A 13848-nucleotide genomic window follows, 5' to 3' on the forward strand; every position below is an offset into this window, starting at 1 on the left:
TTTTTCGTTGTTGTCTCAATGAACTTCCTGAATTCATTCATCTTTTTTCAGATGAAAAGGGTCGCAACCGGTACCGATCAGTTTTTTGTCACAGACCACCCTGAAAGCCTGCACGACCTCGGGATCAAATTGCCTTCCGGAATTTTTTTCTATTTCCTCCAGGGCATTTTTCGCTGAAAGGGCTTTCCGGTAAGGGCGGTCAGTGGTCATGGCATCGAATGTGTCCGCGACGGAAATGATTTTCGCCATCATGGGGAGCGTATCCCCCTGCAGACCTTGGGGATAGCCCTGGCCGTCATGTCTTTCATGATGATAGAGAATGGCGGGCAGGGCACATAATAAAAAATCGGCATCCTTGATAATTGCCGCACCTTTTTCGGTATGGTTCTTCATGAGGGTGCTTTCCTCTTCCGACAACGGCAAGGATTTGCAGAGAATATCATCGGGAATACCGATTTTGCCGATATCGTGCAGGGTGGCTCCCAGGGCAATTCCCTCGACAAACTCATCCCCGAAACCCATTTCCCTGGCGATCGCGGTCGCGTAATGGGCAACCCGCGCCGTGTGTCCTTTTGTATAAGGATCGCGTGCGTCAATGGCGGCAACGAGTGATTTGATCGTTCCCTCGTAACCCTTTTTCAGGCGATCCGTCATGTCGTTGAAGGCCTGGGCTAATGATTCAAACTCGTCACCTGTTGAAAGATCGGCCTTGATGCTGTACTCGCCTGCGATCAGACTTTGGGCGACATGGTGCAGATGGCTGACGGGTCTTAACACCAGGCGGTTCAGGAAAAAATAAATCAAGGCGGAAACCAGGCAGACAATGCCGAACCATGCGGCGATCAGGTTGTATCTGTGTCGTTCGACGGATTCGATTGCCAGGGACATCGGGATGGTGACGGTTAATGCGCCGCGTATGTCGCCGACAACGTAGTCCTGATTGCTATGGCATTCGAGGCAGGATTCTTCTACCTGCAGGGGGACGATGCGCCGGTAGACCCTGAACCCGTTTTCATCTCCTTCGCCTGTCAGTCCGGATTTGACCTTGTCGTATCCCTGTTTCTGGAAAAAGAGCAGGGCGTCTCTTTCAAAAGGGGAGGGGGAGTTTGCCTGGTTTACCAGTTTGAGACTGGTGAGATGAAATTTGTACAATCCCTTGGTGGCGGCATAATCCGAAATTTCACGGGTGGCCATGGCCGGGTTGCGGAAATGATAGGTTTTCCCCGCTGTATCTTTTATATCGCTATCGGACAGGAATGGGCCGGCTTCAACGCCGGGGCGTTTTTCTACAAAAAGTCCTCCATGATCGGCAATCCAGGTTCTGGTAATGATGATCTGCTGCAACAAGGCCTTTGACTGTTCATCCAGCTGGGCCATGATCCCTTGGGTTGTCTGTTGCAGCATCCAGTAAAAAACAACCGCCACAAAGAGCGTGACGACAGAGCCGATGGCGAGAATGAATTTTATTTTCAGTGTTTTCCGGTTTTTCATCGGCTGTTTGAAAAAAAGGTTCATCCGGAGCTGAATGCCGGCATTGACGGTTTCCTGCATTGATGGTTTTTTGCTGAAAAGATGAAAAGAATGGAGGAACGGATACTTCAGATTAGTTTCAGGGTGCGGGGGGTGTCAAGGACTTTTACCGGCTTTTGCGGGCAATCGCGCGCCCTCCGGAAAGCCGGGGTTTTTCAGCACGGCGCGTGGCCGTTTTTTGTGAAAGAAAGAACGGTCTTGCAGATTGCTGCATTGCTTTCTCCCGAACCGGGAGGATGGTGATTACCGTCAGCAGCTGTCGTTCATATCCTCGCTGTTTAAGGCAAAACGGAAGAGGTAATCATTTAATTTGAGAAGCTGGTCCCCGCTTATCTGATTCCATGCACCGTCTTTGGCGCACTGGGGATATTTTTTGGTGAAAACCCGATTCCAGCCATTGGAGGATTTCGACTCACTGTGAAGAAAGGGCGCGCCCTTGTCGTTGTCACGGGTATGGCAGCTTTTGCAGACCTCCCGGAAGACTTTACCTCCTTCACCCCAAGGGCGGCTGTCCCATTCCAGGGGCCCGGAGTCTATGATCCTGCAAGTTTGGGTCGTTTCATCGAATCTGCTTTTCGGGCGGGCTTCCGCCTGCGTGGCAAAACCTGCCGCCATGATACATGCCGTTATCATCAGAATACGTTGATTCATGATTTCTCCTTGGTGAGTGGTTCAAAACAGCCGGTAAATTAATGCTGATCCCTTTTTATTACGACCATGGAAGAGATGATATGTTCCCTGACGCTGGATTTTGCCGCAGAATTGCATTGCCGGATATTGCAGACTCTTCTTGATTGCGGTGAAGAAGAGTCGGTAAATCCAGGGGAAAAGCGCTGGGGTGACGGGCGCACGACGACAAAACAACGGTGTCGTCTTCCTGCCATGAGTAAATATGAGGCCGGGGCCGGTGATCAGTTCTTCTGTTGTGAACCGGCAGGCCGGGGAAGATAACCTGACAGCATCTGCCGGGCGCCCTGGGAATTCCAGTCCCGGGGCCCGATGTGCTTTTCACGCAGAATGCCCTGCGTGTCGATGATAAAGGTTTCCGGTACGCCGGTGATGCCGTATGCCGCGGCAACCTTCGATTCAGGGTCAAGGAGAATGGGAAAGGTGTAGCCTCTTTTCAGGGCAAGGTTCTGGGCGAAATCCGCGCGATCGTTGTTCAGTATGGTCAGCATCTGAAAAGGCGCCTGCCGCATGCCCTGGTGCAGGCCTTCCATGGATGGCAGTTCCTCCTGGCAGGGAGGGCACCATGTTGCCCAGAAGTTGACCAAGACAACTTTGCCGCGCAGATCCGTAAGATTCCATGTTTTGCCCTGGACGTCCTTCAAGGTGAAATCCGGAGCCGGTTGGTTGACGGTGGCGATGGCCGCGGGTGCCTGTTTAGTGTCCTGCCGGTCCTGACCGCAGCCGGCAAGGATAATGGTTGCAGCAAGGATTGCCGGCATGAACAAACGAAGGAATTGTGTGGGTACTTTCATACGGATTTTCACCTTTCAGGACGTTGACGAAAAATGGTAGTTCTGTAAATAAAATTTAACGAGGGAAAGCACCGTTATTGATATCGACGCAGGTGCCGTTGATGTATGGCGGGCAGTCTGTCGCCAGCCAGAAAATGGTGTCGGCGACCTCCGAGGGATAGGCAAATCGCCCGCTATAAACCAGTTTCTTGATATCCTTTTTACGCTGTTCCGGGATGATGTCAAGCATGGCGGTTTCCACCGGACCCGCAGCCACCGCGTTGATGACGATTCCCCGTGGTCCGAGAATCTTGGCAAAGCTTTTTGTCATGTTGATGACCCCGGCCTTGGTGATGCCGTACCAGACATCCGGATGACCGATCTGACCGGCAATGGATGCATTGTTGACAATCCTGCCTTCACCCTTGGCCGTCATTGCCTTTGATGTTTCCCGGATCAGGGCCACCGGGGCCTCGATGTTTATTTTCAGGATTTCATCCACCTTGTCCCTGGGGTACTGATCAAAGGTCAGGGCATGCATGATGCCCGCGTTGTTTATCAGGATATCGACGGGGCCGATTTCAGCAATCAACCGGGGAATTTCGTCGATATTCCGGAGATCAAAGGATATTGTCTCCATGTTTTCCTGATCAGCAAGGGGAAAACCGGTAAAATCCCGCGCCGCCACGATGACATGATAATCTTTCTCAAGGAATTTTTGCGCGGTGTGCAGGCCTATTCCCTTGTTGCCGCCGGTTATCAGGACCTTTTTTTTCTTCATGAATCTCCTTAAAAGCCTGTTGTGCTGCGCCGGGGATCGGGCAATTTTTCGGTGCATTGCCCGTCATGATCGAGGAGCGGCAACCGTCTCAGGCTGTCATGGAAGAGTGTTCAGGGCGCTCAAGGCCGCGTCGTAATCAGGCTCCTGGACAATCTCCGGCACCTGTTGACAATAACCGACCCGGCCTGATTTGTCTATGATGACAATGGCTCGCGCCAGCAGGCCGCGAATCGGGCCGCTGGTGATCAATACCCCGTAATCCTTGCCGAAATCAGGTGAACGGAACACAGAAAGAGGAATGACGTTTTTAATCCCCTCGACTTCACAGAAACGCTGGTGGGCAAAGGGCAGGTCGGCTGAAATGCAGAGCACCACGGCATCTTTGGCGTCAGCGGCATCCTTGTTGAATTTACGGACGGATGCGGCGCAAACCGAGGTGTCGATACTGGGAAAAATGTTCAAGATAACTTTTTTGCCGGTAAAATCCTGGAGGGAACAATCGGACAAATCGGTCTTGGTCAAGGTGAAAGAGGGGGCCTTGCTGTTGAGAGAAGGCAGTGCGCCGATCGTCTCGATCTCGTTTCCCTGTAATGTGATGCGTGCCATTTTATTCCTCCTTTGTTGGGTTATTTCTTGTGGTCTTTTTGTTTTTTCTGTTTTTCAAACGGGGCATGCACCCCTTGCCGCAGGCTTTGCATTCGGGTTTCAAGAAAGGTGATGCCGCTCAGAAGAGCCACGGTGATGAACGTCACCACCAGGGCCTCCGGGTATTTTTCAAAACCGATCAAAGAGCCGGTGGCGGCAAGGACCCAGACAACGGCAGCCGAAGTGACGCCGAGGACAATTCCCTCGCGGGAAAGGATGACACCGGCGCCGAGAAAGCCGATTCCGGTAACAACTTGTCCGAGGACGCGGGTCATGTCCGAATTGTCGTTGGTAAACTCCACGCCGAGGGAAATAAAGAGCGCGGTGCCGAGGCAGATCAGGATACTGGTTCTGATACCCGCCGGTTTCCCCCGCAGTTGCCTTTCAAAGCCGACAATGGAACCGCAAAGGATGGCGGTGCCGATGCACTTCCAGAAGTGTGTGGTGAAGATGTCCATGTCACATCGTCTTCTTCATTTCCTCAGGGGTGGCGCCGTTGCCTGGCATCATGGCAATCAGCGTCCAGCCGGGCCGGGGTTTTATTTTGTGATCCGTGGTAAAAATTTCCAGATTGCCGTTCGGTTGAACGGCAAATAACGGGATCAATCGCGATTCGTACTTTTCAATCAGTTTCTCATAGGTGAACTGTTCCGTCAAGGGAGTGTTATGGATTTTCCATCCTTTTGTCAGGTTGGCGGCGAGATCGGAAAAGGTGATGTCTTTGCCGAAAAGCGCGTCCGAATCCGGGAATCCGGCCACCGGTCCCGCGGCGATGCCGGTGAAAAGGAGGAAAAGAATGGCGGGCAGTTTGACCCTCCAGGCGATCCACTGACAGATGATGCCTGCAAAGATAACACATGCCGGGATGAAAACTTTATCAGTGAGCAGGGGCGCGGTCATTTATTCACCCTCTTGCCGGGATTTTCATCATTTTCGCGACAGCAAGAACGATCCAGGTGGATGTCATCCCAGGCGGCGGGATCGGTCAATGGTTCGAGATGGGTAAAGACGGTGACATTCGGCAGGGCCTGACGTATTTTTTCCTCGATTTCCTCCAGCAGTTGATGTCCTTGCAGCACGGTCCACTCCGCCGGGGTGAGAACATGAAAAGAAACAAATTTGTGCGAACCTGCCTGGCGGGTGCGCAGGGCATGGTAGTCGATTCCGGATGCGCGGTAATCATCCAGGATAGCCCGGATGCTCTGCCTGTCTTCCGGCGGCAGGGCGGTATCCATTAAGCCGAGAATGGAGTTTTTGATTATTTTAAATCCGGTGCGGACAATGTTTGCGGCAACGAAAAGGGCAACCAGCGGGTCGAGCCGGTTCCAGCCGGTCAGGGAAACGGCTCCGACTCCGGCCAGCACTCCCACCGATGTCCAGACATCGGTGAGGAGATGATGGGCGTTTGACTCCAGTGCGACGGAATGGAATTTCCTGCCTGCTTTGATCAGAACGAGGGCGACCACCAGATTGATCAGCGAGGCGACAAAGGAGACAGCAAGGCCGAGGCCGATTTTTTCCAGGGGGACCGGATAAAGAAGCCGTTGCGCCGCAGCCAGTGCTATGCTGCCCGCAGCGATGATTATCAAGCCGCCTTCAACACCGCTTGAAAAATATTCAGCCTTGGTATGTCCGTAGGCGTGGTTGTCGTCCGCCGGCAGAGCGGCTATTTTCAACATGACCAGGGCAAGGACGGCACCGATCAGGTTGACGATTGATTCAAGGGAGTCGGAGAGGAGACCGACCGAGCCGGTCAGCAGATAGGCAAACGTTTTCAGGCCGATGGTGGACAGGGCTGCGCCGATGGAAAGCCACGCGAATTTTGTCAGGCACGTTGATTGGCTCATGGCCGGTTCAATACGGTCTTTGCCCGATGATGTTGCCCGTCGGGGAATAAATACAAAGCCAGACCTGAGATTTGTCGGTGCAGACGGCCTTTGCGCAACCGACTTCGGTGGTGTTTTTCCAGACAATCTGGGTGTAATGGCCACAGGTTTTACCCAGCGGAGCCCGGCAGGAGTTGGTTTCGGCGGAGTACCACTTTTTTTCACTCCCCCACGCCTCAACCACATACTGCTCGGAAACATTCTGCACGGAATTATGCCACCGCCACTGACCAAGCGCATTTTTTTCCGTCGCGGTCTGCAGGGGGCTGGCCCAATAGAGATTTTCGCCCGGTCCGTTGTGGCTCATTTTACATCCGTTTTCCCGCATCGTTTTAATATGCCGTGCGGCTTGTCGCGCCAGTTGATCAGACCATTTCATTTCCGGGGACCCGACCTGTTTTCTCAAGAGATTGTGGGCACGAACAATGGCTTCGGGCTGAATCGCGTTTCCTTGGGAAAAAGCGGGCAAGGGGGAAAGAAAGCCGATCATCAGAAAAAAATAAGCGGAAAGGGGAAGTGATTGGGGCGGCACTTTTTTCTCCGTAAGAATCAGAGGAAAAAAATGGTTTTATAACCATGTTGATAACAAAGCAACAGTTGCTTCCCTTTCACATAGCATCAATTGGTTTTCTTTGCCACAGGAAATATATGATGACGGCTTTTCAGCAATGTCCGGTTGGCGATGATGGTTGTCGGTTTCCGGATCACGCGGCAGAACATGCGCCACGGTATTGAATGACCGTGATCAGTTCCGGCTTTCTGTTTTTGCCAGTTCTCCCAGCATCAGGGGAAGATGTATCTCCAGGATGTTTCCGCCCCCCGGCTTTTCCGAGAGCCTGAATATCCCGTTGTGCTCCTCGATCACCAGGCGAACATAGGACAGTTCCATCCTGGTTTTGTCCCGATGTTGACTGGAAGCGGATTCCTCGGATTGATCAAACTCTTCCCACGTCAGGCGGGGACCGTTATACGTAATGAATGCCTGCAGGAATCTTCCTTCCGCCATTGTCGTCAATGTGACGGCATCCCCGCTTTTGCTGACGTCGACACCATATCTGACAATATTGATGAACGCCTGTTTGATGAGGTGTTTGGCGCCTTGGAAACGCAACGGCCCCGGTGTCGGAAAAAAATGCAGCATCACGCCTTTTTCTTCGGCTTCGACGGCCACGATATCCAGCGTTTCCCGAATGAGATCGTTCAGGTCGTTGATAAAGAATTTTTTCTCCCGTTGCGGCAGGATATCGTCGAATTTGCCGACGAGCTCTTCCAGTTTTTCCGCCTGTTCCAGCACTCTTTTCATGTGTTCTTTGTCCGGGTGATCTTTCGCTGTTCTGTTGAACATTCTCCGGGTCAGGCCGCCGATAACCATGGCCGGATTCCGCACCTGATGGTCCATGCGCAGCGCCATCTGGACCCGGGTCCGTTCCGCCACGATTTCTTCCATCTCCCGGTTGAGTTGCAGGAGCTGCCGTCCTATCCGTGAAATTCTGTCCCGGTCCCGGGCCATGAGGTTCATGATGATTTCGGTGCGCCTGAAGTAGAGCGTGACGGATGCGATGACGATAAAGGTAATGCTGTTGATCGATCCGCTGATCGGAGAAATTGCGGGCCACAACGCGCTTTTGCCGGAAAAGAAAAGAAGGTGTTTCAGGATATGACCCAGGGAGCGGGAGGCGGAAAAAGCAAATATGGCCGCTGAAAACCAGATGAGATAGTTGGCGAGAGGTGTTTCAGGGGCGCGTTGGTTTATTTTCCGGCTTGTTTGAAAGCAAAGCAGTGAAAAAATGATCATGCCGATGGATCCCAGCAGATCAATTATCCAGACGGGATAGAGGGACCAGGTTGTCATGGCTGCCGCCCTTTTGGTCCGGGATTTTTTCCGGGCAATTCATTGAGGATTGCCTTGAGCGCCAGATAAAAACAGATAACCGCCGGAAGACAGAGAAGGTGATCCATCTTGAGAAAAAAATAAACGATTTCGCGCCATGAGGAAATGACAAGGCGGGGAGACAAGGGCGTTGGTGCAAAGGTGAAATTCTCAGGCGGGACGAGATATTCAATGATATGACCGCAGAATGCCCAGACATTCCAGATGACGAGCAGCAGGGCGCCCCAGAAGAAAAATTGCCACGGTTTTCTGGTTGACAGGGTGGAACGATGGATGTTCAGCGCAAAAATAACCATGGAAAGGGCGAAGAAAACATGGGCGCCTTGATGGACATAAATTCCCTCTCGCCCAAGATGGGTCTGGATGGCAAGGGCGGGCTGGGGCCAGAGCAGGAAGAGCCCGGTCAGCAGGGCAAACGGTTTCAGTGAAAATGGGAAAAGGGCGCTTGTCATGGGTTGTTTCTGAAATCACGGGAGGTTAATCCATAACGGCGCATGATGCGCTGAAATGCCTGACGGTCAAGACCGCTGTCTTTGGCCGAGGCGGTGACATTGCCCTGGTGCCTGATGAGCAGGTTGGTTATGTAGAAGATGGAAAATTGCTCGACCACCTCGGCCTTGGCGTCTTTATAGGTAAGGTTGTTTACTGTGGAGAAATCGGCAAGGGGCGATTCTTTTTCCGCCCGGTCAGCGGTGGCGCTGATCTCATTGACGTCGATTTCGTTTTGCGGGGCGAGAAGGACCGCCCTTTTCACGGTGTTTTTCAGTTCCCGGACATTGCCCTGCCAATGACGGTGAAAGAGCATCTGCATTGCCTTGGGCGTAATGACAAGATTCTGCCGTTTGTATTGTTTTTGATACCTGCGCAGAAAGTGCTGGACGAGGAGGGGAATGTCTTCTTTCATTTCCTTCAGGCTCGGCATGGTTACCGTGACGACATTGAGCCGGTAAAACAGATCTTCCCGGAATTCGCCTGACGCCATTTTTGCCTCCAGATTCTGGTTGGTGGAGGCCACCACCCGGACATCTATTTTGATGGTGTCGTTCTGGCCCAAGGGTTGGATCTCCTTTTCCTGCAGGACGCGGAGCAGTTTCGTCTGGATGGAAACGGGAATATCGCCGATCTCGTCAAGCAGAATGGTGGAATGGTTGGCGGCGAGGAAGAGCCCTTTCTTGTCCTGCATGGCCCCGGTGAAAGCGCCCTTGCGGTATCCGAACAACTCGCTTTCGAGTATGTGTTCAGGCAGCGCCGGACAGTTGACGACGATCATCTTTTGGGTGCATCTTTTGCTCAAGGCATGCAACGCCCTGGCCGCTCCCTCCTTGCCGGTGCCGCTTTCCCCTCTGATGAGCACGGTCGCATCCGTATCAGCCACCCTGGTGATGAGTGCCATGGCCTGGCGCAGGGCCGGCGAATGCCCGACAAAGCCTTCGGGTGGACTGACCACGGCGAGTCTTTCCTGCAGCCGACGGTTGTCGCGCAGCAGTCTGGTTCGTTCAAGGCAGTTGTGAATAACCCTGACGATGTGGTCTTTGTCAAACGGTTTCTCCAGGAAGTCATAGGCCCCGTCCTTTAAAGCCTGGACAGCCATTTCAATAGTGCCGTAACCGGTCATGACAATGACGGAAATGGTTTCATCCCGCTCCCGGATTTTTTTCAACAAGGTCAGGCCGTCCATGTCCGGCATTTTGATGTCGGTGACCACCACATCCGGGACATGGGATTCCATTTCCTTGATCGCCATGGCGCCGGTCGCGGCGAGGATGACGTCGCAGTGACATTGGCGTCTGACGATCAGGCTCAGCATGTTGAGCATGTCCGGTTCGTCATCGACGAGCAGGACCGATGGTTTGCCGTTTGCGACCGGAACCGTATCAGTTTTCATTTCGGTTTGCTCATGGAGCTGAGGTAATGAAAATATGTTTGAATAAATCTGCCGGACAGGGTGTCGGCAAAGGACACCCGAAACAGGGATTCGTCCGGTAATACCCCGGACAGGGCAAGAAATACCGAACGGGAAAGGGTGGAGAGAATGGTGTTCGCTTCGGGGAAAATTTCGGATGTTTGTTCCAGTCCGTACAAGCGACAGCTCAGGGGGCGGCAGTTTGCCATCCGGCATGTGTCCTCAAGCAGGGGGCAGGCGAGGTTTTGCTTGAGATAGCAGCGTTTCAGATCCTCGGTGGTGCCGACCTCGTTGTCTTGGGCAAGGCGGCGGATGATGCGGGATCGTTCCACCGCTTTTTCAATCACTTCCTCCCGGAGTCTGCTGCTCAGGGTTTTGTTCATCTTGTTGCTCAGGTAAATGGCCTCTATGAGCTGCAACTCGAAATAGCGACGGCAACCATCCGTGCGATCAACACCGCATCGGGGAATTTCTTTTTCCCCGCCGGAGGACGTTATCCTTTTTTCCACTTCCGTCACCAGCCCTTCATATTCGGCAAAAAAAACGCTCAGATCGACGATATGCCGATTCTCCAGGCTTGGTTCGCGAATTGTCAGTTCTCCGGATTTCTTGCCGTATTTTTTCAGCAGGCGCCATTGTGAAAAACTGGCCGGCGTGGCCTTGGTGTTTTTGAGGGTCTTCTCCGCCATCTTCATGCCCATGCCCCGCCGGAGAAGATAGGCGGTGACAAAGGTTCCGGTTCTGCCGATCCCATGGCGGCAATGGATCAGCACCTTTTTGCCGAGGTAAATGGCCTCGTCGAGCCAATGGAGTCCTTTTTCCATGTCGGCCATGTCCGGGGTTGATTCGTCGGGGATGGGCAGAAAGTAAACCTCGAATCCGGAATCCTGTTCAATTTCATGAAGATCGCAGAATTCCCCACAGAGATTGACGATGGCATCAATCCCCTGGGATTTGATGGCGTCAAGCTCGGCATAGGACATGGGGGCATAACCCACCGCAAGATTATCGGTTATCCAGTTCAGTCGATATTCGGACATTGTTTTCCGGTTTTCGGCGGGCAAACCTGATATCAATCAGAAAAATCATATCTGCCGTTCATGAACTCGTCAACCATGTCGAGGACCATGTGTTCGTCCTTGAGGACCATATCCATCAATTTGGTTGCTCCCAGCAGACGCCCCAGCATGTCAAGTCGTTCTTTAATAATGACATCATTATAGCGCACCAGGCGGGCGTCAAGCAAATCTCCTTTGGTGGTCACGGAAAAATCAAGGCGCTTGAGAATCTCACTGATAAAATGTATGCGCAGGGCAATGCCGGAAAAATTTCCCCCGCCCCCGGCAAAACGGAGCATGATGTAATTTTCTTCGGCAATGGCGCCGCAGAGGCAGTCGACAATGGCGAAATGATAGCCGAAGCGCATGTTCAGATTCAAGTAATCCTTGGAAACAACGGCATAGCTGGCAAAAGAGGCATCTTCATTGCTGATGATACCCTCTCCCATGATTATTTCACTGAAATTTTTCCAGTCGAAATGTGCATGTCGTTGCCAGTTCACTGCCGGATGGCTGAGTCCGCGGAGGAGAGATCTGAGTGGCGTTGATACCAATTCGTTTTCGCACAGTTTCTCGTTGTTTTTTTTATTTGCGTTCGTGCCGCCGCCCATGTCAAGGATATACAGCGCCAGGGGGAGAGTTGTTTCCAGGAGAAAGTTGTCCTTTTTTTTTGATAACCGGGTGCCTGCCTGGGTAAACATGGCAAGCAATGCCTTTTCATGAACGAAACGGATAATGTCGTGCAGGGAGCGGCAATTTTCCGGGGAAAAAGCGGAATCAGCCGGATTGACCAGTTTGAGCGGAAAAATAAACGGCGCCGCCTTGGCGAAACAGTCGTAAAAGGGATTGGATACTTCCGTTTTGCGGCGGGCGGGGCACCTGGCAAGAATGGGCGGGATGCAACCGTCAAAAACCATGCCTCCGTCGCTCCAGACGGTAACGGTTTGGCCGGGGGCGAGAATGGTGCTGCCATTGCCTGTCTTGACCAGCACCGGAACACCGAACTCACGAGCCACGGAGGAAAAGTGGTCTGCCGCGCTGCCCAGGTCCGCCACCACGGCAGTTATGCGGTCAAACACGGGAATATAGGAAGGCGGGGTGACGGCAGTGACAAGAACGGCTCCCTGTGGGACATCGGCCAGCTGATCTTCATTTTTTATGTGAAAAACCGGCCCGCAGCCGGCGCCGCCGGAAGCTGATTCCGCTCCTTTGATCAGGACGGGAAAGCTGGTGATGTCCGGCGGGCTTTTGACTTCATGCGATTGCTGCGTATATCCCGACCGCGCCTGCAGCAGCAAGAGATGCCCGTTTTGGCCAAGACACCACTCAATTTCCTGGGCCGAATGATAAAAAAGTGAAATTTTATACGCCCAGTCGGCAAGCTGCAGGGCCTGTTGTTCGTTTGGTCGTGAAAAGGCATCGCTTTGCCGCGCACTTAGGGGGTGAGAGGCCATGCCCGCAGGGGAAACGGCAGGCAGATCAAGGTGCTCAATGACAAATCCGTTTTTATGAGGTTTGACCAGGGTTGTCCGCGGCGCCAGTTTCCCTCCCATCAATTGATCGCCGAAGCCGGGAACCGAATGGATGACGACATCTGCGATTTCATCCTCGTCCGTGGCTCGAATTGTGACGACACCGCTTGTTCGGGCATCGATCATTTCCAGGACCAGCACCGCCATGGGCGTGTCTTCGTCAAGTAAGCCATTGCTGATCCTGTAAAAAAGCGCCCTTGGCGAATATTTACCGGCCATGACCTGCTTGCAGGCGGAAAGGATACGATCTTTGCCGACATGCAGGATTGACTCGTATTGGCCGGCGAAAGAAATGGCGGAGTCTTCCCCCACGGCGCTGCTGCGTACGGCAAAAAGCCGGCAACCATGGTGAGTCGAAAGTGATTCGACGGATTTTATTATTTCCCTCCCCAGATCGGCGGGAATATCCGCTCTATTAAGCAGTCCGATAATGTTTTCCGATGCGCGGTATAACGATTCCGTTGTGCGGATATCAATCCGGCCGAGAAATTCGTTTATTTTGCGGCGCAGATCATTTGCTTCGATAAAATGGTTACAGGCGGAGGTGGAAACAATGAAGCCGGCAGGGATCGGCAGTCCCAGTAGGCGTTTGATCTGGGACAGATGAAACCCTTTTCCCCCGGTCCGCAGATCATTTTCATAGGGGAAATCCAGCGCAAGGATGAAGGGGGTGCCGGTGTCGGCGAAAGAAAGGGGAGTGAGGGCAATGCGTCCGTAAAAATCAATTTTTTTGTAATACGCCCGCAGCGAGAGGTGGGAAGCGGGAGCCATGCGACCCAGGCAGCCGACCATGGCCGACACGCCGTCCGACAGTTCCCGGTGCAACCTCCGCACGTAATGAATGTCGACTTTCAGAGCCCGATAATACAGTTCTTCAAGTTCAGCCAGTCGCTCATGGCAATGGCGGTCGTGTTGAAGAAGCTCCTTGAATGTATTGTATTTTGCCCGGGTTGCTGCCTTTGGTGCAACCAGTTGATCGGCAAAACGATTGACAATGTTGAGCATGGAAAACCATTCCGCTTTACCTGACTTCAGGTGCGGGGGAGAAAACCCCCCCGACCCTCACCCCGGAGAGAGAGCGGGGTGAGGGCGGTGCCGGGAGGGCGGGAGGTCAATTGGTATCCTGCTTCACCGGGTTGTGAAACCCAGGTGATCGAGTGAC

General features: G+C 53.0%; 14 protein-coding genes. All 14 read right to left on the reverse strand.

Going from position 1 to position 13848, the window contains the following annotated elements; translation table 11 throughout:
- Positions 1-33: 33 nt before the first annotated feature.
- The 14 genes from BM485_14975 to BM485_15040 all read right to left on the reverse strand — a co-directional run bounded on the left by BM485_14975 (position 34) and on the right by BM485_15040 (position 13691).
- Positions 34-1551 carry a hypothetical protein gene (locus tag BM485_14975; GenBank protein OKY74114.1) on the reverse strand — a complete coding sequence of 506 codons (1518 nt, stop codon included), beginning with the start codon at positions 1549-1551 and terminating at the stop codon, positions 34-36.
- 228 nt (positions 1552-1779) lie between these two features.
- A complete protein-coding gene (locus BM485_14980) occupies positions 1780-2181 on the reverse strand; it encodes a hypothetical protein (protein ID OKY74115.1) in 402 nt (133 codons plus the stop codon).
- A gap of 260 nt (positions 2182-2441) precedes the next feature.
- A complete protein-coding gene (locus BM485_14985) occupies positions 2442-2951 on the reverse strand; it encodes a hypothetical protein (GenBank protein ID OKY74187.1) in 510 nt (169 codons plus the stop codon).
- A gap of 115 nt (positions 2952-3066) precedes the next feature.
- Positions 3067-3771, reverse strand: coding sequence for a short-chain dehydrogenase (locus tag BM485_14990; GenBank protein OKY74116.1), 705 nt, complete (start codon positions 3769-3771; stop codon positions 3067-3069).
- 96 nt (positions 3772-3867) lie between these two features.
- Positions 3868-4377 (reverse strand): lipid hydroperoxide peroxidase, encoded by a 510-nt coding sequence (locus tag BM485_14995; protein OKY74117.1) that lies wholly within the window; start codon positions 4375-4377, stop codon positions 3868-3870.
- 20 nt (positions 4378-4397) lie between these two features.
- Positions 4398-4874 (reverse strand): hypothetical protein, encoded by a 477-nt coding sequence (locus BM485_15000; GenBank protein OKY74118.1) that lies wholly within the window; start codon positions 4872-4874, stop codon positions 4398-4400.
- Position 4875: 1 nt separating this feature from the next.
- Positions 4876-5316: a hypothetical protein gene (locus BM485_15005; GenBank protein ID OKY74119.1), complete on the reverse strand. Its 441-nt coding sequence runs from the start codon at positions 5314-5316 to the stop codon at positions 4876-4878.
- The gene (locus tag BM485_15010) at positions 5313-6263 is read right to left on the reverse strand and encodes a cation-efflux pump (GenBank protein ID OKY74120.1); all 951 of its coding nucleotides are present in this window, start codon (positions 6261-6263) and stop codon (positions 5313-5315) included. The genes BM485_15005 and BM485_15010 overlap by 4 nt, the downstream gene beginning before the upstream one ends.
- A 7-nt stretch (positions 6264-6270) precedes the next feature.
- The gene (locus BM485_15015) at positions 6271-6792 is read right to left on the reverse strand and encodes a hypothetical protein (GenBank protein ID OKY74188.1); all 522 of its coding nucleotides are present in this window, start codon (positions 6790-6792) and stop codon (positions 6271-6273) included.
- A gap of 255 nt (positions 6793-7047) precedes the next feature.
- On the reverse strand, positions 7048-8154 hold the full coding sequence (locus BM485_15020) for a hypothetical protein (GenBank protein OKY74121.1): 1107 nt from the start codon (positions 8152-8154) through the stop codon (positions 7048-7050).
- Positions 8151-8645, reverse strand: coding sequence for a hypothetical protein (locus BM485_15025; GenBank protein ID OKY74122.1), 495 nt, complete (start codon positions 8643-8645; stop codon positions 8151-8153). Before BM485_15025 ends, BM485_15020 begins: the two co-directional genes overlap by 4 nt.
- A complete protein-coding gene (locus BM485_15030; GenBank protein ID OKY74123.1) occupies positions 8642-10078 on the reverse strand; it encodes a DNA-binding response regulator in 1437 nt (478 codons plus the stop codon). The genes BM485_15025 and BM485_15030 overlap by 4 nt, the downstream gene beginning before the upstream one ends.
- Positions 10075-11136, reverse strand: a complete 1062-nt coding sequence (locus tag BM485_15035; protein OKY74124.1) for a hypothetical protein — start codon at positions 11134-11136, stop codon at positions 10075-10077. The genes BM485_15030 and BM485_15035 overlap by 4 nt, the downstream gene beginning before the upstream one ends.
- Positions 11137-11168: 32 nt before the next feature.
- The gene (locus BM485_15040) at positions 11169-13691 is read right to left on the reverse strand and encodes a hypothetical protein (GenBank protein ID OKY74125.1); all 2523 of its coding nucleotides are present in this window, start codon (positions 13689-13691) and stop codon (positions 11169-11171) included.
- Between the last annotated feature and the right edge of the window lie 157 nt (positions 13692-13848).

The organism is Desulfobulbaceae bacterium DB1 (assembly GCA_001914235.1).
Classification (GTDB): Bacteria; Desulfobacterota; Desulfobulbia; order Desulfobulbales; family SURF-16; genus DB1.